Source organism: Jeotgalibacillus sp. S-D1 (assembly GCF_004358665.1).
GTDB lineage: Bacteria > Bacillota > Bacilli > Bacillales > Jeotgalibacillaceae > Jeotgalibacillus.
The window spans coordinates 438,482-458,886 of record NZ_SMZR01000001.1; the positions used below are offsets into that span (position 1 = coordinate 438,482).

25 protein-coding genes and 1 pseudogene are annotated in these 20,405 nt (G+C 34.9%); 23 read left to right on the forward strand and 3 right to left on the reverse strand.

Features of this window, described 5'->3' with window-relative positions; genetic code table 11:
* Positions 1-37 precede the first annotated feature (37 nt).
* Positions 38-358: an MTH1187 family thiamine-binding protein gene (locus E2R51_RS02200; protein WP_133375388.1), complete on the forward strand. Its 321-nt coding sequence runs from the start codon at positions 38-40 to the stop codon at positions 356-358.
* Between the two features lie 198 nt (positions 359-556).
* Here the strand turns inward: E2R51_RS02200 and E2R51_RS02205 are convergent, their stop codons facing one another.
* On the reverse strand, positions 557-727 hold the full coding sequence (locus E2R51_RS02205) for a DUF2759 domain-containing protein (RefSeq protein WP_133375389.1): 171 nt from the start codon (positions 725-727) through the stop codon (positions 557-559).
* Between the two features lie 196 nt (positions 728-923).
* On the opposite strand from E2R51_RS02205, the gene E2R51_RS02210 reads away from it, so the two are divergent.
* Entirely contained in the window at positions 924-1,562 is a 639-nt protein-coding gene (locus E2R51_RS02210) for an MBL fold metallo-hydrolase (RefSeq protein WP_133375390.1), read from the forward strand.
* Between the two features lie 89 nt (positions 1,563-1,651).
* Here the strand turns inward: E2R51_RS02210 and E2R51_RS02215 are convergent, their stop codons facing one another.
* Positions 1,652-1,894, reverse strand: a complete 243-nt coding sequence (locus tag E2R51_RS02215; RefSeq protein ID WP_133375391.1) for a DUF2626 domain-containing protein — start codon at positions 1,892-1,894, stop codon at positions 1,652-1,654.
* Positions 1,895-2,204: 310 nt separating this feature from the next.
* Here E2R51_RS02215 and E2R51_RS02220 point away from each other — a divergent pair, with 310 nt between their 5' ends.
* The 12 genes and pseudogenes from E2R51_RS02220 to E2R51_RS02275 all read left to right on the forward strand — a co-directional run bounded on the left by E2R51_RS02220 (position 2,205) and on the right by E2R51_RS02275 (position 12,477).
* Positions 2,205-2,585 carry a Spx/MgsR family RNA polymerase-binding regulatory protein gene (locus E2R51_RS02220; protein ID WP_133375392.1) on the forward strand — a complete coding sequence of 127 codons (381 nt, stop codon included), beginning with the start codon at positions 2,205-2,207 and terminating at the stop codon, positions 2,583-2,585.
* A gap of 132 nt (positions 2,586-2,717) precedes the next feature.
* Positions 2,718-3,782: a competence type IV pilus ATPase ComGA gene (comGA, locus tag E2R51_RS02225; RefSeq protein ID WP_133375393.1), complete on the forward strand. Its 1,065-nt coding sequence runs from the start codon at positions 2,718-2,720 to the stop codon at positions 3,780-3,782.
* Positions 3,703-4,764, forward strand: coding sequence for a competence type IV pilus assembly protein ComGB (gene comGB, locus E2R51_RS02230; protein WP_240732979.1), 1,062 nt, complete (start codon positions 3,703-3,705; stop codon positions 4,762-4,764). Before comGA ends, comGB begins: the two co-directional genes overlap by 80 nt.
* A gap of 11 nt (positions 4,765-4,775) precedes the next feature.
* Positions 4,776-4,934, forward strand: a pseudogene (locus E2R51_RS02235) (prepilin-type N-terminal cleavage/methylation domain-containing protein); the annotation flags it as partial.
* Positions 4,935-5,028: 94 nt separating this feature from the next.
* Positions 5,029-5,265: a hypothetical protein gene (locus E2R51_RS02240; RefSeq protein WP_133375396.1), complete on the forward strand. Its 237-nt coding sequence runs from the start codon at positions 5,029-5,031 to the stop codon at positions 5,263-5,265.
* Positions 5,266-5,634: 369 nt separating this feature from the next.
* On the forward strand, positions 5,635-5,826 hold the full coding sequence (locus tag E2R51_RS02245; protein ID WP_133375397.1) for a hypothetical protein: 192 nt from the start codon (positions 5,635-5,637) through the stop codon (positions 5,824-5,826).
* 199 nt (positions 5,827-6,025) lie between these two features.
* The gene (locus tag E2R51_RS02250; protein ID WP_133375398.1) at positions 6,026-6,814 is read left to right on the forward strand and encodes a hypothetical protein; all 789 of its coding nucleotides are present in this window, start codon (positions 6,026-6,028) and stop codon (positions 6,812-6,814) included.
* Positions 6,815-6,843: 29 nt separating this feature from the next.
* Positions 6,844-9,438: a hypothetical protein gene (locus E2R51_RS02255; protein ID WP_133375399.1), complete on the forward strand. Its 2,595-nt coding sequence runs from the start codon at positions 6,844-6,846 to the stop codon at positions 9,436-9,438.
* 506 nt (positions 9,439-9,944) lie between these two features.
* Positions 9,945-10,649, forward strand: coding sequence for a BRO-N domain-containing protein (locus E2R51_RS02260; RefSeq protein ID WP_133375400.1), 705 nt, complete (start codon positions 9,945-9,947; stop codon positions 10,647-10,649).
* Between the two features lie 120 nt (positions 10,650-10,769).
* The gene (locus tag E2R51_RS02265; RefSeq protein WP_133375401.1) at positions 10,770-11,171 is read left to right on the forward strand and encodes a hypothetical protein; all 402 of its coding nucleotides are present in this window, start codon (positions 10,770-10,772) and stop codon (positions 11,169-11,171) included.
* 192 nt (positions 11,172-11,363) lie between these two features.
* Positions 11,364-11,957: a hypothetical protein gene (locus tag E2R51_RS02270; RefSeq protein ID WP_133375402.1), complete on the forward strand. Its 594-nt coding sequence runs from the start codon at positions 11,364-11,366 to the stop codon at positions 11,955-11,957.
* Positions 11,944-12,477 carry a transglycosylase SLT domain-containing protein gene (locus E2R51_RS02275; RefSeq protein WP_133375403.1) on the forward strand — a complete coding sequence of 178 codons (534 nt, stop codon included), beginning with the start codon at positions 11,944-11,946 and terminating at the stop codon, positions 12,475-12,477. Before E2R51_RS02270 ends, E2R51_RS02275 begins: the two co-directional genes overlap by 14 nt.
* A gap of 34 nt (positions 12,478-12,511) precedes the next feature.
* Here the strand turns inward: E2R51_RS02275 and E2R51_RS02280 are convergent, their stop codons facing one another.
* The gene (locus tag E2R51_RS02280) at positions 12,512-13,129 is read right to left on the reverse strand and encodes a DUF4145 domain-containing protein (RefSeq protein WP_133375404.1); all 618 of its coding nucleotides are present in this window, start codon (positions 13,127-13,129) and stop codon (positions 12,512-12,514) included.
* Between the two features lie 215 nt (positions 13,130-13,344).
* Between E2R51_RS02280 and E2R51_RS02285 the strand changes: the two genes are divergently transcribed.
* The 9 genes from E2R51_RS02285 (at position 13,345) to E2R51_RS02320 (ending at position 20,379) form a co-directional block, all read left to right on the forward strand.
* The gene (locus E2R51_RS02285) at positions 13,345-14,079 is read left to right on the forward strand and encodes a DUF4145 domain-containing protein (RefSeq protein WP_133375405.1); all 735 of its coding nucleotides are present in this window, start codon (positions 13,345-13,347) and stop codon (positions 14,077-14,079) included.
* A gap of 132 nt (positions 14,080-14,211) precedes the next feature.
* Positions 14,212-14,499 carry a hypothetical protein gene (locus tag E2R51_RS02290; protein ID WP_133375406.1) on the forward strand — a complete coding sequence of 96 codons (288 nt, stop codon included), beginning with the start codon at positions 14,212-14,214 and terminating at the stop codon, positions 14,497-14,499.
* Positions 14,500-14,561: 62 nt separating this feature from the next.
* The gene (locus E2R51_RS19700) at positions 14,562-14,705 is read left to right on the forward strand and encodes a hypothetical protein (protein WP_165967112.1); all 144 of its coding nucleotides are present in this window, start codon (positions 14,562-14,564) and stop codon (positions 14,703-14,705) included.
* 210 nt (positions 14,706-14,915) lie between these two features.
* Positions 14,916-15,212 (forward strand): HNH endonuclease, encoded by a 297-nt coding sequence (locus E2R51_RS02295; protein WP_133375407.1) that lies wholly within the window; start codon positions 14,916-14,918, stop codon positions 15,210-15,212.
* 83 nt (positions 15,213-15,295) lie between these two features.
* Positions 15,296-15,643, forward strand: coding sequence for a P27 family phage terminase small subunit (locus tag E2R51_RS02300; protein WP_133375408.1), 348 nt, complete (start codon positions 15,296-15,298; stop codon positions 15,641-15,643).
* Positions 15,640-17,361, forward strand: coding sequence for a terminase large subunit (locus E2R51_RS02305; RefSeq protein WP_133375409.1), 1,722 nt, complete (start codon positions 15,640-15,642; stop codon positions 17,359-17,361). The genes E2R51_RS02300 and E2R51_RS02305 overlap by 4 nt, the downstream gene beginning before the upstream one ends.
* A 3-nt stretch (positions 17,362-17,364) precedes the next feature.
* Positions 17,365-18,519 carry a phage portal protein gene (locus E2R51_RS02310; protein ID WP_133375410.1) on the forward strand — a complete coding sequence of 385 codons (1,155 nt, stop codon included), beginning with the start codon at positions 17,365-17,367 and terminating at the stop codon, positions 18,517-18,519.
* Positions 18,520-18,521: 2 nt separating this feature from the next.
* Positions 18,522-19,124 carry an HK97 family phage prohead protease gene (locus tag E2R51_RS02315; RefSeq protein ID WP_133375411.1) on the forward strand — a complete coding sequence of 201 codons (603 nt, stop codon included), beginning with the start codon at positions 18,522-18,524 and terminating at the stop codon, positions 19,122-19,124.
* Entirely contained in the window at positions 19,096-20,379 is a 1,284-nt protein-coding gene (locus tag E2R51_RS02320) for a phage major capsid protein (protein WP_133375412.1), read from the forward strand. Before E2R51_RS02315 ends, E2R51_RS02320 begins: the two co-directional genes overlap by 29 nt.
* The last annotated feature ends 26 nt before the right edge of the window (positions 20,380-20,405 follow it).

Consider the following 20,405-nt stretch of genomic DNA (forward strand, 5'->3'; position numbering starts at 1 on the left):
ACAGCAATCGATTATGTTCAAGGAGGATGGTTAATACATGGCTATTGTTGACGTAACCATTATACCAATTGGTACAGATACACCAAGTGTCAGTAAGTTTGTAGCAGATATTCAGCGTATACTGATTAAATGGTCTGAAGAAGGCAAAATCACATATGAACTAACACCGATGAGCACGCTGATAGAGGGGGAATTATCAACTCTTTTTGAGGTAGTAAAGGAAATGCATGAGTCTCCATTTATAAAGGGCATTGAGCGTGTCGCAACGAACATTAGGATAGATGATCGCAGAGACCGTAATGATCACTCAATGCAAAATAAGCTCGCCTCTGTACAGCACCACCTGCTGGAGCAATAAAAAAAGAACTGACGATTTCGTCAGCTCTTTTTTTATTTGCCTCTGGCTGGAAAGTAAATGAACAAAGCAACGATAAAAGATAGTATCTGTAATATAAAAATCCCCTGGCAATTCCTGCTGGAATCCACCAAGGGATCAAAAAGCTTACAAGTGAGATATGAACTGTGCGTCCGCTATCTTAATTGACTTATTAATCAATTAGTGCGGATAGCCATCATAGACAATAGTCATAATGGTAAACCATCCAAATACGCCAAGTGTTGCAAGACTAAACAAGATACCCATAATGTTTTTGCCTTTAAACGATGAAAGCGTACCAATAACAGCTAATATAGTGACTATTGCTAAAATAATTGTTAAACCGTTCATTTCTATGCACCCCTTTCATTACATTCGTTCTCAGTAAGTATGATCGAGATTAGTGCTTATTATATACGTACTCTTTCTTTATTTTATATTTTTTTAAGATCGTTGTCGAGAACTAATCGTGACACTTTCGTGATGATCGGTTATTTTAAGAACAACATGTCATGTTATCGTGCTAAACTAGCGGAGAGGTGATGAAATGGAATGGTATCAAATGCCGTTAGGTCCGCTGCAAACAAATGCTTATCTTTTATATGATTCGAATTTAAATTGCTTGATTATTGATCCCGGTGAAGAAGCGAACAAAGTTCGACAGTTCGTTAGCAGGAAAAACTTAAATCCAAATGCAATTATTTTAACCCATGCCCATTTTGATCATATTGGGGCTGTAGATGATTTAAGAGATTTTTATCAAATACCAGTTTATCTTCATCAAGCTGAAAAAAAGTGGCTGTCTGACCCAGCTAAAAATGGCTCTTCAGTTTTTCAGGGGATTTTGCCGATTGAAGCAAGAGAGCCTGATTACTTATTTTCTTCAGAAGGGATAAAATCGATAGGCAGCTGGACGTTTGAATTGTTTGAAACACCTGGTCACTCCCCTGGAAGTGTAAGTCTTTATTTTAAAGATGCAGAAATTGTTATTTCAGGAGATGCGCTATTTCAAGGGAGCATAGGCAGAACTGATTTAAGAGGAGGGGACCATGATTTATTGCTGAAAAGCATACATCAAAAGCTGCTTTCCCTTCCAGAGGAGACCTATGTACTGCCTGGACACGGCCCTGTAACAACCATAGAACATGAGATGAATGCCAACCCTTTCCTAAATGGATTCAGTTAGAGGTGAATTCCCGTATTGTCCATAACAGTTGTAACGATAAAGTTAAAACCCCCTGCATCAATAGAGTGCAGGGGGTTTTAAACTCACTTTTATAGAGGGCCGTTTAATGGCATCATAAAAGTGGTCCAGTAAGTAAATCCAGCAAAGAAAAGCGTTAAGTATACAAAGAAAACATAAACATACATGCGTTCAGATAATTTCAAATACCCTAATAGGATGAAAAACCCTGTCTGGGCAAGGAAAAGCAATGATGTTTTAGGCATATGTCCAACATAAAATAATACAGAAAAAATACCAGTCCAGAAGCCCATAACACGATACATCTTATCCATCCAAATCCCTCCTTTATACGAACAATCCATCGAACCTATTATATAGGATATCATATTGAAATGTAAATAACTCATCTTTTTGGAATGTGACGATTAAGTGATTTTTACTGACAAATTTAATGTTTTCGATGTTAGAATATCCCGATTGCTACATAAATATAAATTAATTTAAAAGAATTTCGAAAATAGGTGTACAACCATTGTACAAGTGGTATACAATACTATATAACAAATATACAACTATGATACAAAAGTTAAACATTAGTTATACAACTCAAATGGTCACGGTATTTAAAAAGGAGGGAAAACATTGAAACCAATTACATTTTTTACTTATCCAAGCTGCACCTCATGCCGTAAAACAAAAAAATGGCTTAAAGAAAACGACGTAAATTTTTCAGAAAGACATATTTTCAGGGAAACCCCTACGTACGCGGAGCTTTTGAAATTATTATCAATGACAACGGATGGTCTTGATGAACTATTAGCGACCAGAAGCCAATCTTTTAAAAATTTAACACATAATGTCGAAGATCTTCCTTTATCAGAAGTAGTTAAATTAATTATAGAGGATCCAAAACTACTTAAAAGACCGATTTTGACAGACGGCAGCAAGCTTATAGTTGGCTACAACCCAGAAGGTTTTAGATGTTTGTCTAATAAAAAAAATGTACTAAAGCTTACGAGCTGATAAAGGAAGGCTGAGAGCCTTTCTTTTTTAATGATCAAAAATTTAATTTGATTAAATATTTCAAATAATGAAGAAATTTGTCTGCATATAGTGTATAGTGTAGAGAACCAAATGAAAGGATGTGAAAAACCCATGTCTTTTGGAGCTGAAAAATTTGCCAGTCATTTATTGGCAGAGGCTCACAGGAAAGGCGGATCGGATATTCACCTCATTCCCCGCGGAGAAGAAATGCATATCCAATTTCGTATTCAAGGTGATTTAGTCCATTACCGGACGCTCTCTGCTTCAACAGGAGAAAGACTTATTTCCCATTATAAGTTTAAGGCATCATTAGATATTGGAGATAAACGAAGGCCTCAAAGCGGTTCATTTAATGCCATTGTCAATGAAGAAACGATGTCTCTCCGAATTTCCACACTCCCTGCCTCTTCATTTAAAGAAAGTTTAGTTCTTCGTCTGCTGCCTCAATCATTTTCCATCCCCATCGAACGATTATCCCTGTTTTCCCAATCCGCAAAAAAACTTTTATCACTTGTCCAGTATTCCCACGGTATGATCCTGTTTACAGGGCCGACTGGCAGCGGTAAAACCACTACTCTCTATTCGCTTATTCACTACTGTGCAACTCATCTTAATCGAAATATTATTACTCTTGAAGACCCAATCGAAAAGTTGCAGGAATATGTGCTCCAAGTCCAGATAAACGAAAGGGCAGGCATAACGTACGCCTCCGGTCTGCGCGCTGTGCTGAGGCATGACCCGGATATTATTATTGTAGGGGAAATACGGGATGCTGAAACAGCACAAATTGCCACAAGAGCCGCACTGAGCGGTCATTTGGTTCTGTCAACTCTTCATGCAAGAAATGCAGAAGGTGCTCTGTACCGAATGATGGACTTGGGTGTATCTTTGGAAGAACTGAACCAGACGTTAATAGGGGTTACGGGGCAGCGCTTAGTAAAGATTAATCATGTTTCCTCACATAAACCAGAAAGAAGGGCTTCTGTTTTTGAATTAATAACTGGGAGAGAACTGCAAAATATCCTCAGCAAGTCCCCCTTAGGGACTGAAAGGGTTACCCTTAACAATTTAATGCGGAAAGGGGTTGCTCTTGGGTATGTTTCCGAAAAGGAATATGAGCGGTGGATGGCGCACGAAAAAGACCATACTTCCAAGCGAACAGGGAGCGTTTCTTAGAAGGCTTGGCGAACTTAAATCTCAAGGGTATCCTCTTGATCGCGCGATGGAATTTCTGCTGCTGCATCAAGAAAATCTTTCCTCATTGCATCATGAAGTATTAAAAGATTTTTTAAATGGTCACACTCTCAGCGATACTCTAAAAAAATTAGGATTTCCTTCCTTTGTCTGCCTCCATCTTTATTTTGCAGAAAGGTATGGGGATGTTGAGAAAACATTGCTTGATACATCCGTTCTAATTGATCATCGTCAAAGAGAAATTAAAAATTTAATAAAACTGCTTCATTACCCAATGTTTTTAATCCTGCTGTTTGTTGGGATATTAATTGTGTTGAATTTATATCTTTTGCCTCGATTTACTGCGTTATACTCATCCTTGGGACAATCCTCTGATGGACTGGTTTCCATCCTCTCAACTCTATTTAAACAATTGCCATTTCTTTTTTTATTCCTTGCCTGCATTCTCACCTTTTTGCTTCTTGTTTTCTTTTTTTACCTGCGTGGTATGGAGCCGCATGATAAATGGTCATTTTTGTCGTCCATCCCGATTCTAGGTTATTATGTACAGCATTATCATAGCTACGTATTTTCAAGGGAAGCCTCCTACTTAATGAAGGGGGGGATGTCTATACAGTCAATGCTGGAAACTTTTATTGCCCAGCCCTACCGGGGAATTTACCATGACATGGGGAAATTTATTTCTGATGAACTCAATCGTGGCCAATCAATGCATCAGACACTGCTTCAGCTGCCTTATATTACAGATGAATTAAAGAGAATTACCCAGCACGGTGAAGACAATGGCGAATTGGAGGCAGAGTGGCGGTTTTACAGCCAGTACTGTTTAACTTCGTTAGAGTCCAGGACGGAAAAACTGTTCGCTTATATACAGCCATGTTTATTTTTGTTGCTCGGCATCGCAATTATCAGTGCCTATCTCATCATATTGCTGCCAATTTTTCAGATCATGAAAACAATGTAGGAGGAGATTAGATGAAAAAAATAATCGTCAAATATCTTAAAAATAACCGAGCGTTTACATTAATTGAGATGATTATCGTTTTATTAGTGATATCTGTGTTATTAGTCGTTAGTTTACCTAACATTTCTTCACAGAGCAGTTCAATTAATGCAAAGGGATGCCAGGCGTTTCAGCATATAATTGTATTCATAAGCAACATGACATTTTAACTATTCAAATGGAATTAAGTGTCAAGTTGCCCATCGACTAAAGGGGCTAATATAAATGACAACTTCATCTAACCTAACTACACCAGAAAACGTGCAAAAGGAAATCATGGGTACAATTACAATCGACTTTTCAACTTTCACTATCCAAGAAAATCTTGAGGCAAAAATGCTTGAGTTGCTCGCACTAATGGGAGATTGTGTAACAATCAGAAACCCAGACAACGAAACTGAATTATACGCACATGACATTAAAATAAGCATCACAAGCGTATCAGATGCCGATGAAGAATAAACTCCATGAAACAATTTAACTTCTTATATCCTCCTAAAAGAGTACATCGGGACAAGCCTTGATGTACTCTTTGTATGTTTACTATTAAATAGATGCACTCACGCTGTTTTATAGTGATAGAAGGCTCTTAGTCTCTATACTGGCCAAAGAGGTAACAGCGAAGCGTACAGGCTAGAGATGTTTATTAGAGACTGCAGATAAATATATAGAGGGTTAAAATATAACAAAACGATTATATGAATTATAACCATATTATAAATCATATTTTCTTAAAAAAATCAACACTTTTTTTAAATGATGTCCCGAGAATTTGATTCTGGTGCTATAATTATATAGAAGGCAAAAAATTACAGAAAGGAGGTGGACAGCATGAAAAAGGATTTTTTCTTTTGTTATAACGGTACTTTAGCTAATTTCTTGCGTAATTCGGGAATGCAGCATATAACTGTCGCTCAAGACCCTATCACAAAGAAAGTCTTTAGCTTATTTGAAATTAATGATGAGCTACAGATGAAAATTAAGGGATATAAGTCATTACAAAACGGTACAAAACATACCTGAAATTAATGTACTACATTAAAAAAGGGTACAAAACATACCGAAAATTAATATTAATTTAGGGTATGAAATGTACCGAAAATCACCAAGAAAGAAATAAAGACATAGTTATTCTAAAGAGAAAGAAACTTTAAACAGAGACTACCTTCTCGCGTGGGGCGCTCGCAGGTGAGGTAGATTAACTTGAGAAAGGAATAATCAATTGTTAATCAAAACACTAAACGAAAACAGTCTTAAAGCTGCAAATGAACAAGTAATGTTTTTCAAAGCATATAGGGTTTTTATTAATCCCTCTAGTAAACACCATTTAACGCCTGATGAATTTTACATATACTCACTATTAAATCGTTACATATGTATGGACAGATCAATCACTATAACAAGAAGTATGTTAGAACAGGTAATGCCTTTTCCCTTACTGACAAAAAAAGCAGACAACAGGAAGAGGATAACTGAAACACTTGAAGGTTTGATTAATAAAGACGTTCTCACTTCTCATTTAGTAAGACCAAGTAAATCGGGGATTAATGAGTTAATGCAGTTTTCAATTAATGATCTGATACTTAGTGATCTAAAGGAAAATGATAAGAAAATTAGTCAAAGGTACTTAGAGTTTCCATTGTTCATAGTATTCCACGAAAAAATAAAGTCATCATCTGACCTTTATATATGCTACGTAGTTAGGAGTAAAGTAGACAATGGGAAGTTTCCTCCAAAAAGAATGTCAGGTACATACTGGGCAAAGGTGCTTGGAAAAAGTACGACAAACGCATCCTATGTTCAGAAAATGATTGATTCGTGTGTTGAGAGGCAAATTATATTTAAACGTTCTGGAGTTCGTAAAGAAGATAGCACCCAAGAATATAACTTATACGACATCCAGGAAATTGACGAAAATTATAAAGAGCCGTTAAAGCAAAAGAATGTCATAGAAGAACTACCTGTAATACATACAAAAGTTGAAGCAAAATTAGATGAAATACCATTTTAATCAAATTATATTCGAAGGAGATGAAGTATTTGAAAAATAAGAACGTTTATATAAACAGCCTGGAGGCTTGTGACATAGTATCGCATATGGACAGAGGAACTTACATTAAATCTAAATATAAAGGGATGTTTCCTTTTAGCTTAGAGTTGATTAAGCTTCAAGAAGAGGGTTTGAATACATATCCGTACTCAAGGAACAAAGAGAAAACTGTTACTAAGGATATCATTAATGTTAGTTTTACGACTGGACTATTTTCAGCGAATAAGATCATTCAAAATAAAAAGAAACTCTTGAAGAAGATAGATGATCCAGAAAAGATAAAGACTATCAAAGATTCGATTAGTAAACTCGAAAACTTAGATGAAGATTCACCTTATCATAGCAGCTTAACCACTAAAGAATTGAGATATAAGCTTTATACAGAGGGCTTCACACTTACATATACGGATAAAGATAATAACGAACATAAAGAGAAGTACGTTGTATATAAAAGAAGCTCTGCAAAATCAAGAACAGGTAAATGTTTGTTTATCAAAGAGAGTCTATATGAAACTATGATCAGTTGGTCAAGAATGAATTTGACGTTTCCAGTGGATAAAGAGACTGACTTAGCTTCTCTACTCGCATATGAGTCACTCGTGGGGTCATCCATTGAAGATACAATACACATCAACCCTGAAAATATCTTGCTTGTTAGTGATCTCGAGTCTAAATTTATCAGGACTGCTAATGTTATTAAGAAAGATGAGGATACTGGATATCTTGAAAGTTTTACCGATGATTCGGTTGAAATAAGTAATAGCCTGTTTGATGGACAATCATTGGTGGAAGCGGAGTATTTTAAAGATGGAAAGTCGATGAAACTTTTGCGTAATCATTTTTTTAAATCTGCAGCATTCAGCACAAATATTCAATCATTTTTAAAGAAACATTGCCCTATAGATGTTGAATATGACGAGTGGGAAATTGAAGATATGTTCGGCATTAATAAAATGAAAGCTAAAGACGTTCATATGATTACGACACCGAGTTCGGTGAAATCCCTAAAGTTTAGTTCCGTTGTAGGCAGTGAAAATGACATGTGGTTATATTGGAAATCGCTTGTGGCTGATGAAGGTGGAGTATTTGGGGTATGTAAATCTGAAAAAGAAAGTAAAAGAGGATCAAATAATAAAGGTGTATTGAATCAGATGAGCTATCAAATGTTAAACACTCTTCCTTTGAATAGAATGGATATCAATAAGCTTGTTGAGAATGAGAAGGAATATATTGATGGTCTAAAAAATGATTCAGACAAGTTTATTGAACACCTAAAAGAAACTGCTAATGAACAAAATGCTAATCAAATGTTCATTGATTTATATGAGCGAAACTCAAAGGTTTATAAAACGACTCGCTTTAAGTCATATCAATACCAGGCGACAAAAAATTATAGTAATTATATTAAGTCCGGTAAAGTTAGAATAAATGGTGATTATGCAGTAATGTTGGGCAATGGGCTAGAAATGCTTTATCACTCAATCGGAAAGTTTGATATAGGATCAGGCTCAATGAGCCTAAAAGATAAAGAAGTTCACAGTTTGCTTTTTGAGGATGGTGAGGAGCTTGCTGGGTTTCGTAACCCACATTCATCACCTTCTAACGTATTACATACCAAAAATAAAATTGATCCTAACATTAAGGTCTACTTCAATTTGAGTAAAAATATTGTATGCGTGAATGCTATCGATCACCCACTCCAAGATATATTGTCTGGATGCGATTATGATAGTGATTCAGTACTTCTGACCAATGAAGAGATTGTAGTCAACGCAGCGAAAAAGTGTGAAAAATACTTAGTCGCAATAAATCAGGTCAAGTCTAAACCGAAATTATATAAGCCTACAAAAGAAGGTATGTACGAGATTGATCTGGAGTTAGCAAAAGCTAACATAGGCTCTGTAGTGAATACTGGGCAAAAATGCATGAGCCTCTATTGGGATTTATTAAATAGAGAACAAAAGGATCAAGCTGAAAAAGTCATGCGGAAAATAGATGTAGTGAATGTCCTGTCTGGAATTACCATTGATTTAGCTAAAAAATTGTATGATATTAATCCTGATGTAGAAGTTAGAAATATACTAAACTCCATCAACCTAAAAGAAGATCGACTTCCTTTATTTTGGGGTAAGGTATGTCAGGCGTCTACGGGAGAAAAAATCAAATATTACTGTCCGATGGATTTACTTCAAAGCATAGAATTACCCAATAAAAAAGAAGAAGGTAAAATTGATCTTGAATCATTGCTGATAGATTTAAAATCTACAGCGAATAAAAAACAAAGAGCTAAAGTTGTAGCTATTGCTAGAGAGTTACAGGCAGTGATGAAAGCTAACCTAAAAAAAGATGACAAAGAGCAATCAAATATCATTGCTGATGCAATTAAAGAGGCAGTGAGTAAAGTTAAAAGGATGAAGATCAAGCCAGAAACAATGTATGACTTGATTATTAAAACTGAAAAAGATTATGAGAGCATAGCATTAGAACTGCTAAAAGTGCTTTATAAGTCTCATACAGAAATTTTTCTGTCGGTTTTTAAAGAGAAAAAGGAACCATCGTCTGAAAAAAATCTTATGATAGCGTAGTAAAACACTGGGGTATCTAAGCATAAAAAACCTTAGTGTATATGGAGGGGAATGTGAAGTCGGCAAATGTCGCAGCACTGAATGCTAAAAGAAGCTAAGTAGGTGACTCTCTGTAGAAAGAAATGGGTGATTACGTTAATGTAATCACCCATTTCTTATATTATTTTTTATTAAAATAAACGAACGTTTCCGTGATTTTTAATTTACAGGAAAAATAGAAAAAGTGCAAGTGTTATATAAAAATTTTATTTCGCCGTCTGAGACGAAAGGTTGCTCATCAAGTGGGTAAAAGTTGAGGGCCGAAAATCCTGCTGTGAGATAGGTGGGTTTTCCACCTTGAGAATTAATATAAATTGTGTTCGGGGTTTCACCTCCTCGATTGTTTAGAGTTCAGAGCTACTTAGAAATTAAGTAGCTCTTTTTTCATCTCTGAATAGTCGGAAGTGAAAAAATGAACAGAGTTTATATTCGTAAACTCTAAACAAAAAAGAAAAGGTGGTTTTAAAATGATTAAAACGTTTGAAAATGAAGTGTTTGGCAGTGTACGCGTGGTTACTAAGGAAGGGGAGCCGTGGTTTGTTTTGGCTGATGTATGTGGTGTACTTGAGCTCGGTAATCCATCCCAAGTTAAAAGTAGACTAGAAGATGGGGTCATTAGAAATGAGGGTATGTTAGATACTCTTAACCGGAAGAAGGAAGTAACGATTATTAATGAAGATGGCCTTTATGATGTGGTAATGGATTCAAGGAAACCAATTGCAAAACAATTTAGAAAATGGGTGACTGGCGAAGTTCTTCCATCAATTCGCATTCATGGCATGTATATAGACAAAGATGCCACTCAGGATCAGAAACTATATAATTTTAATTTGCTTGATGAAACATTTGCAAATACCAGCATAGAGAAAGTTGCTCAAATGTATGAGGACTGCAAAGTTTATTATGCTTCGAATAAGATTCGCCTTGATTATTCTCGGAGTGCTAAAGGTAGACGGTCAGATAAAAAGTTTACAGTTGCTGAAAGTAAAATCAAGATGCTTAAGAAGGTTCAAACAGTTCTTATTGAAAGAGAACTGGAGTACAAAAGGGCTCTTAACTTTGCGTTTGTGAGTGTAATTGCAGACATCAATAAGCAGATTATTGAAGATATTCGTAAGGTCCAGCACAACAAAACTAAAGGGAAATTGGCTCAATTAAATAGAGCTAATTAATTAAAGAAAAAAATATATCTGGGAGTAATAACTATTACATCTATAAATACCCTTTTTATGCAGGGATTTTTTTATTAATGTCGAATATAATTCTGAGAAAATAAAAAGGAGGTCATTTATTTGGAATGGAGACAGGATATGAAGCAAGATATTAATAATATGATATTCTCTCAAAGAAACAACACTACAGAAAGAATGGTAATAGCTATCCGGAGAGAGTATCAAAAATTAGTAGCGGATTTTAATGTTAACGATACTTCTTTTTATGGAGAAGAAAAAGAAGGTAATAGTATTGTTTTTCGTATTCACAAGAATGTAATGTACTTAGATGTAGTTGAAAATACTCACATTTTTGTAAGTGTTAAAGAAAATACTGGAGATAAAAGAGAAGTAGCTGAAATTAGAACGGACGGTAATGAGTACGCAAAAGTTCGCATTTATAGTTTGAATAAAAGTTTTTATTTTACTCCGCAAAGTATTGACGTATTATTAAAAGTTGCATTTAATCGACCAATTTATTAAATTCTATTATTATGATTTTTTTGATATTGGGTCACATAGATGAAAATATAAAGTCACCTAATCAGGTGACTTTTTGTAGTAACAAAAGAGATAAAATAAATAAAATACTTGATAAACAATATTTATGATAATTACCAAATTATATATTAAATTAGGAGTAAAATGTTATAATATGCATATGAGGTGATTCGTATGTATAGTATCTATAATTTACTTTGTTCTTTGGCTATAGCTTTAACGTTTGTAATAATGTTTATGATTCAACGTAAACTCACTCCATTAAAATATTATTCAACTTTACAATTCATTAAAGGTGAAAATGTAACTTTTTTGATGGTTATTATTAGAATTTTCATGCTTTTAATTTTAGGCTTTTCATCTTATACAATATTTTCGGATGTGAAAATAGTATTATTAGGTGCTATAGTAGGTAGCATCTTAATCGTATGGCCAGTGGTTTTAAATCCAAGGGAATCTTTTGAAGTTTATATCACTAAGAAAGAAGTACTTCTTTCTATAATATTGCACCTTTTGTTTGTGGTTTCTGCAGTGTCGATTGTTTATACCTCTATAATATTTTATGACCTAATTTTTAACTTTGCATTAAATCAACTAATCAATGTATTTAATAATTATTTTGTAATAATATTATTTGCAGTCTTTGGTTTTCCAAGCACAAATAAATTTAAAGATATGTTAAACAGAAAAGTATATGAAAGAAGTGATAGAGAATTAGAAAAGTTAGAAGAAAGTCAATACGGTTATGGTAAGAATGAAGTATTATAAAACAAAAATAATATCTTATGCGATTAATTTACCGCGTGATCTGATCATGGGAATTGATTATTCAGCAAAAAGAAATAATGTGGACAAAGAAGTTTTATTTGCCATTATCATTTTAGAAGTAATAAATCGAGGAGACAGTATAAATAAATTTATAGAAAAGGCAACTTCAATATTTTTCCCAAAGCTTCTATTAAAAATTGATGCTAGCTTGGGAATTGGTCAAGTGAAGATAAGTAATGCAACGCTAATTCTTAATGAAAATAACAAGAAGTTAGTAATGAAAAAATTACTAAATCCAACTGAAAATATAGAAATTGTTGCTCAGTTTTTATCCTATTTAATTAATACATATAAAATAGAAGATAAAAATTATGCAGAGCTGATTAATTTATATTTAACTGGGAAAATAAAACCTAACTCAAATGAATATATCGATACACACTATAAATTATTTTCATGGAGTACTGAGATAAGACTTTATACTAAATTATTCGCAATCTCTCATAATATAAACATTTAAGCGCCTACATTTTCTATGAAGGCGCTTTTTATTTTTATCTTGAGTCTCTTTGAGTAATACCATCAAGTTTGCCAGCAGGTAAGGAGGCGTAGATGCTCTCTATCATTTTTGGATTTGTAATTTGTTCTTGAACTATTAAGTTAATAATTCCAAAGAGACTAGTCGCAACTTCTTGGTTATCCTTAATATTCATTGTGCCTGGATGAACAGATTCATTACCAATAACTCTTAGTATATCCAAGCTTTTTTGCACTAAAGGATTTAATCCTTTGCTAACTAATGATCCTATGTCCCTATTTATATCCTTACCATGCTCACCAAGTTCTACCATTAACTTTTGTAAAGCTAATCTTAATAATGCCGCAGAACCTCTGGGCGATCTTGACAGTATACTAGCTGCTTCTTGATAATCATCAATAATAGAATCTGGCATATCTTCGTGAGGTAAAGGTGCTACTGATTTGTCAGGATAAATTAGATTTTTCTCATGCCAATAAGAATACTTAGCACAATGAGAACATTGGGCAACTTGTAAATAAAGATGGTAACCAAATGCTTTATCTCTATTTACCCATTCTTGTTTTGCATAGACACCACAAACAGAACAATTAAAGCTATTTTTATTAAATGAAGGTGGATGATAAAGGGACATATGATTCTCCTTAATTAGTTATTATCTTAAAATTATCATAAAAATATTTTGAATAAAAGGATTAATTTGTATTTTATAAAAATAGAGGTATTGCATTATTGAATTTTTATAAATCAAAATGCTGGAAGAAAAAGGTAGTCTTTATTTGTAATGTGTAGAAGGTATTTCTCTTTTTATGACGAATCCCTATAAAGGAAATATTAGGGGGTAATAAAATGAGTGTTGAGGTATTAGGAAAGATGGATGAAAAGCTATATTGTATTAAATGTAAACGAGAGACTAATCATGATTACGTTTACAAACACTCCGAACGAAGTTACGACTTTGACATTAACGACTACTACTGGTTTATAAGTTACTTTGTAACTAGGTGTAGGGGGTGTGATAATGTGGCTTATGCAACAGAATATGGAGATGAAAGTATGTTAAGATACGAAGAATATTCTGGCAGAGAGGAAATATATTCCACATTTACATCCTATCCTGAAAAACCGAAGAAAGACACCACTATGCGATTAAAAAAATATGAAACTAGAGAATTTCTAAAAACTCCGGAATCTATTACTGTTCTTTATACTCAATTAGTATCAGCATTAAATGATCAAGCATATTTGTTAACAGCAGTTGGCCTACGGATGTTAGTAGAAGGAATTTGTAATGATTTAGGAATAACTGAAGGTTATTTGTTAAATGAGGATGGAAGTAGAAAATTAAATAAAAATAGCGATGAAATAAGGGATAAAAACTTAATTGGAAAAATTAATGGGCTAGTCGAGAAAAATGTTATTGTACAAAGACAAGCAGATATCTTACACAAAATAAGAGAATTAGGTAATACTTCGGTACACGAATTAATTGTTCCACCACGAAGTACAATCTTATTGAGCTTCGAAATTATAGAAAATGTAATCTATAATGTATATGAGTTAGATAAGTACAAAATTATATAAATAACTTTTATGAACTCTGACGTAAAGCATCTAATTATGGGTACTTTTTTATTTGGTCTATATTTGACGAACAATAAAGTTATCCAGATATTTCCTTTTATATTATCATTAGAGGGAAGGGAGGTGATTGCAGTGAGTAAAGTTAATGAGTTGATTGATATGGGTGAGCAGTTAGAAAAAGATAGACTTGAAAAACTTAATACCAGCAAATATAAAGCTTACGCAGCAAGAATGAGATCTTTTAGTGGAGTAAAATTTCAAGAATGGACTTCTCAATCTATTTTCTTTTTAGAGGAACAAAAACCTTCATCTCTCATAACGGAGAATTTGAAACAGAAGTATAACAACCTACAAGATAGTACAAGCTATGAATTTTATGAGTACCTGTTGGGAACACTCAAGGCAGTCAAAAACCAGTAGACTTTTGAGTCACATCTTATTGGTGTGGCTTTTTATTATGGAGAAATTGAGGAGTGATAATAATGAATTATTCAAATGAACAATCCATAGAGATTAATAATGATCTTATTGAATATATAAAAGAACTTGAGATTAGATTGCTGGGCATTGGTGAAGGTTTGCCTACATTGCGTGAAGATGGGCAGGGTTGGTTGGATGCAGTATGAGAAAGGTAAAGAAGTATTTCTGTTTAATGTGCGATTGGTCTATGAAGACAAAGAAGGACATTGATGCATTAAAGTGTACTGATTGTAAGAGTGAGTTGACTAATTTCAAAGAAGAAGAGTCTAAAGAATTGATAGAGAGACAGTTCGGGTTGAGTATTAAAGAAGCAGGAGAACTACTAGGCAATGCGATAGACAATGGGTGTGAGAAAGATGAGAACCTTTTATGACACAAGTAAGTGGAGAAAGAAACGATTAATCATATTGAAGCGTGACAAGTTTGAATGCCAGGAGTGTAAGCGATACGGTAAGTCAACCGAAGCATTGATCGTCCATCATGTCAATCCATTGGAGTTCAATCCTTTGTTAGCGTTGATAAATTTGAATTTATTGAGTTTATGTAAAAAGTGTCATGGTCAAATGCACATAAGGGATTCTCATGAATTAACTGAAAAAGGAAAAGAATGGGTAGAAAGAGTAGCCCCCCAGTTGAATTGTGTGAAATTTTGAAACAATTGACCGGAGGAGGCAGGTTTCTCCAATAGAATGACCCCCCAGAAAAAAATTTTGAAAAGAAATGGAGGTGAAATAGCATGAGCAAGATTTCCACGAAGGACACAATCAAACGAAGAACTATAGATGATATGAAAGCATTAGGAATACATAAACCTCAATATAATCGCTTAATTGATATATACGCTAGACTGGTTCATGAGTATCTTAAATTAAGCGAAGAGTTTGAAAAAAGCGGGTCAGAGTATCAAACTTTCACTGCAGCAGGTGGTGCAAAAAAATCCCCTATTGTTGCAACTTTAGAATCTCTAAGGAAAGACATAATATCCTATTCAGACCGGCTGTGCCTTAATCCGAAATCGCTTGAGAGTGTTACTGCAGAGAAGGAAAGCAACTCTAAATTAGCCTCATTGCTAAAAGACATATGAGTAAGAGTCAATTTGCAAACTATGACCTGGTAATGGAATATGCTCAAAGCATTGTTGATGGAAGGAAGGTTGCTAATAAAGAACAGATTCAAGGCTGTGAGCGATTCTTTAAGGATTTAAAGAATGAGGCATATGATTTCAGGCCTTCTGAGCCGGAGAAAATTATTAAAATAATTGAATCAACCTTTGTCAATATGCAAGGGGAAAGACAAGATGGCACTCCATTACGTGGAGAGCCTTTTTTATTGGAGCCATTTCAAAAATATCAGATATACAACTTGGTTGGATTTTATCACACAGGAACAAATGAGACACGCTTTAAAGAGGCTTTTATTTATATACCCAGGAAGAATATAAAAACAAGCTTTGCTGCCGCACTATCCTGGGCATTAAGTCTACATAGAAGAAAATCAGGATCAAAATGTTACATTGTTGCTGCTTCACAAAAGCAAGCGCTAGAATCGTTTAATTTTATTAACTTCAATATCAATTATATGGGGGAAAAAGATTCTTTCAGGGTTCTCGATAATAATCAGGAGCATAGTATTCGAGCTGACTTTGGTGATGGTTCAATGTTCATTCAGGCTCTTGCGGCCAATCCAGATAAGCAGGATTCATTAAACTGTAATATAGCTATTGCGGATGAGCTACATGCCTACAAGACCCCTAAACAGTACAACATCATTAAAGAAGCAATGAAGGCTTATACGAATAAGTTAATGATTGGAATCACAACTGCAGGCGATAACATGACTAGTTTTTGCTATCAGCGCCTCCAGTATTGTAAAAAGATTCTCGATGGGACAGTAACAGATGAAGCTTATTTTGTTTTTATTGCAAAGGCTGATGAAGATGAAAATGGTGATGTGGACTATACAAATCCTATTGAACATCAAAAATCTAATCCTGCTTATGGCGTGTCGATTAGACCTCAAGACTTAATGAATGATGCTCAACAAGCTCAGAACGATCCTCAGCAACGAAAAGACTTCTTAGCAAAGTCATTAAACATTTACACATCTGCTTTGAAAGCATATTTCAATATTGATGAATTTAAAAATAGTGATGGTAAATACAATTGGACACTTGAAGAGTTAGCGAAACTCCCTGTTCAGTGGTATGGAGGTGCGGATTTAGCTAAACTTCATGACCTCAATGCAACAGCTTTATATGGCACTTATGAAGGTGTTGATATTACTATCGCTCATGGATTCTTTCCTATTACACAGGCTCACATAAAAGCGGATGAGGACAACATTCCATTGTTTGGCTGGAAAGAAGATGGGAATTTAACAATGCCGAACGCACCAGTTGTAAGTCATGATGATGTTATTGCATGGTTTATAAAAATGAGGAATATGGGATTCAAGATAAAACAAGTAGGATTTGACCGGAAATTTGGACAAGAGTTTTTTTTAGGTATGAAAAAGCAAAGGTTTAGCATAGTTGATCAGCCTCAATACTTCTATAAAAAGTCTCAAGGCTTCCGAAGAATTGAATCAAAAGCGAAAGAGGGAAAGTTTTATTATTTGGGCTCACAGGCTTATGAGTATTGCCTGCAAAATGTTCGTGCCATTGAAAAACCAGATGACATGATCCAGTACGAGAAGGTAATGCCGGAACAGCGGATTGATTTATTCGATGCTTCGGTTTTTGGTGCTGTCCGAATGCTTGAAAATATGGAGAAGTCTGGAGCAGCTAAAGGCTGGTTAAGTTAGGAGGTGATTAAAATAGGACAGAATAACGAGATTTTTCAATTATTTTTAACTCAGGATAATGTTAGCAGTGTTAGTGGTTATACCCGTTTATCAGATTGTCCTGAAGTAAAAATTGCAGTGAATAAGATAGCAGATTTAATTTCATCTATGACGATTCATTTAATGCAAAACACAGATAAGGGTGATGTAAGAGTAAGGAATGGTTTATCCAGAAAGATTGATATTAATCCATATAGCTTGATGACCCGAAAGTCGTGGGTTTATAACATTGTACAAACAATGTATTTAAATGGAGATGGTAATTCAGTTGTATATCCGGAACTAAAAGATGGATATATCGAAGAGTTAATTCCACTAAAACCATCCGCAGTAAAATTTATTGACACTAATCATGCTTATAAAGTTGCATACGGTAAACATACATACAACTATGATGAAGTTTTGCATTTTACAATGAATCCTGACCCGGAAAGGCCATATATAGGATCGGGAATAAAGGTACTGCTCAAAGACATTACAACCAATCTAAAACAAGCCACAGCAACAAAGAAGGCTTTCATGAGTGGCAAGTACATGCCCTCATTAATTGTCAAGGTTGACTCTCAAACAGCAGAAGTAGCCTCACAAGAGGGCAGGGATAAGGTATATGAGAAGTATTTGGAGTCCTCTGAAGTAGGAAAGCCTTGGATTATTCCAGCCGAATTACTTGAAGTTGAGCAGGTCACACCTTTATCTCTAAAGGATTTAGCAATCAATGAAGCAGTAGAACTTGATAAGAAAACAGTTGCTGGAATCTTCGGGATACCAGCTTTTTTAATTGGAGTTGGAAGTTACAACAAGGATGAATATAACAATTTCATCAACTCAACAATCCTTCCACTTGCAAAAAATATGGAGCAGGAAATGACAAGGAAGCTGTTAATTGCTCCTGATTTATATTTCAAATTCAATCCTCAGAGTTTGTATGCTTATGATTTAAAAGAGTTAGCAGAGGTTGGTTCAAACCTATACATAAAAGGGCTTATGGATGGAAATGAGGTACGGGATTGGATTGGAAAGTCACCTAAAGCAGGACTTGATGAATTAGTCATCCTAGAGAACTTCATTCCAATTAATAAAATTGGAGATCAGGGCAAACTGAAAGGTGGTGATCAATAAAAATGACCAACAAAACCAAATATCAAACAAGAAGCCTTCAATCAGAGCTTTCAACCCGTGCTGAAGAAACAGACGGAAAGAAAGTTATTGAGGGCTATTTTGCTGTGTTTAATTCCGAGACTGAACTGTTTCGTGGAGCATATGAAGAAATTGCGCCCGAAGCATTTAACGAATCAATTTCTAATGATATTAGAGCGTTAATTAACCACGATACCAACCTAGTATTAGGCAGAACTAAGAGCGGAACACTTGAGTTAAAAGTGGATTCACGTGGACTATGGGGCAGCATTAATATAAACGAAAATGATTCGGATGCAATGAACCTCTACGAAAGAGTAAAAAGAGGTGACGTGGATCAATGTTCATTCGGTTTTAATATTGAAGAGGAAGCAACCGAACATCGGGATGATGGTTCAGTCAAATGGATTTTAAAGAAAATTGATTTACACGAGGTATCATGTGTAACATTTCCGGCCTATTCAGACACAGGAATTAAAGCACGTAAACAAGATTTTGAGATTGATAAAAAAAGAATGATTGATTCTAAAAAGAATCAACTAAGGGAGAGAATTAAAAATGGCTTTAAAGCAACTAATGCTGGCTAAGAAGATTGACCAACGCAAATCTTCACTGGCTGAACTGATTACAAATGAAGAAGGACTAAATAAACGCTCATCTGATCTTGAAAGCTCTATTGAAGAGGCTCAAACAGAAGAAGAAGTGAAAGTTGTAGAAGAAGAAATTGAGAAACTTGAAGGTGAAAAATCAGAGCATGATGAAAAGAAAAGTGCTCTTGAGGATGAACTATCAAAACTTGAAGAAGAATTGGATCAATTAAATGCTCAAGCGCCTGAAAATAAAACAGAGCGTTCAATTAAAAAAGAAAACAAAACTAACACAAACAAAGGAGAATCAAGAATGAAAGTAAATAAATTTGAAACACGCAGCGAAATGGTAGAAAGACTTAATTTAGAAGAGGTTCGTGATTTTTACGGAAAGGTACGTGAAGCTGTAACAAACAAACGCTCATTGACTGGAGAGGGCCTATTAATCCCTGATGCGGTTATGGACAAAATTCAGCCATTTATCGGCGACTATTCTAACCTTTACAAAGAGGTAGAAGTAATGAAATTGAATGGTACTGCTCGTGCAATTGTTGACGGTGCTATTCCTGAGGCTATCTGGACAGAAATGACTGGAGCTGTTCAAGAGCTTTCTTTAGCTTTCCAAGGCGTTGAACTTGATGGATATAAAGTTGGTGGTTTTGTTCCTATTCCAAATTCAATTCTTGAGGATTCTATGATCGACCTGGCTAATTTTGTTGAGGATCGAATTGCTCGTGCTATTGCTAAGGCAATTGACAAAGCTATTTTGACTGGGACAGGTTCAGCAGGAAAACAGCCTGAAGGGGTTATTCCAGCTGTATCTGTTAATGCTTCAACTTCTGATTTCACTCTGAAGAGTCTTCTATCAGCAGTTGGCAAAGTTGACACTGGTGAGGATGCAGTAGGAGAGGTTATTGCTGTTATGAAACGTGCTACATACTATGCTCATGTGCTCCCTCAAACAGTTGTGAACACGTCTGACGGTCGTCAAGTAGTTCAAGGTGTAGACAATCCTAATATTGCAGGTGTGCGTGTTGTGTTTTCTCAATATGTGCCAGCTGATGCAGTAGTATTTGGAGATTTCAAGCAGTACATGCTTGGTGAGCGTCGTGGTGTGCAACTTGCTAGTTCTACTGATGTTAAATTCATCGAGGATCAAACGGTATTTAAAGGTACCGCTAGATACGATGGGAAGCCTGCAAAAGCAGAAGCATTTGCTCTAGTTAATTATCAAGCTGCACCTGCCGGAGCATAATTCTTCACACAGAAAGGATAATGATT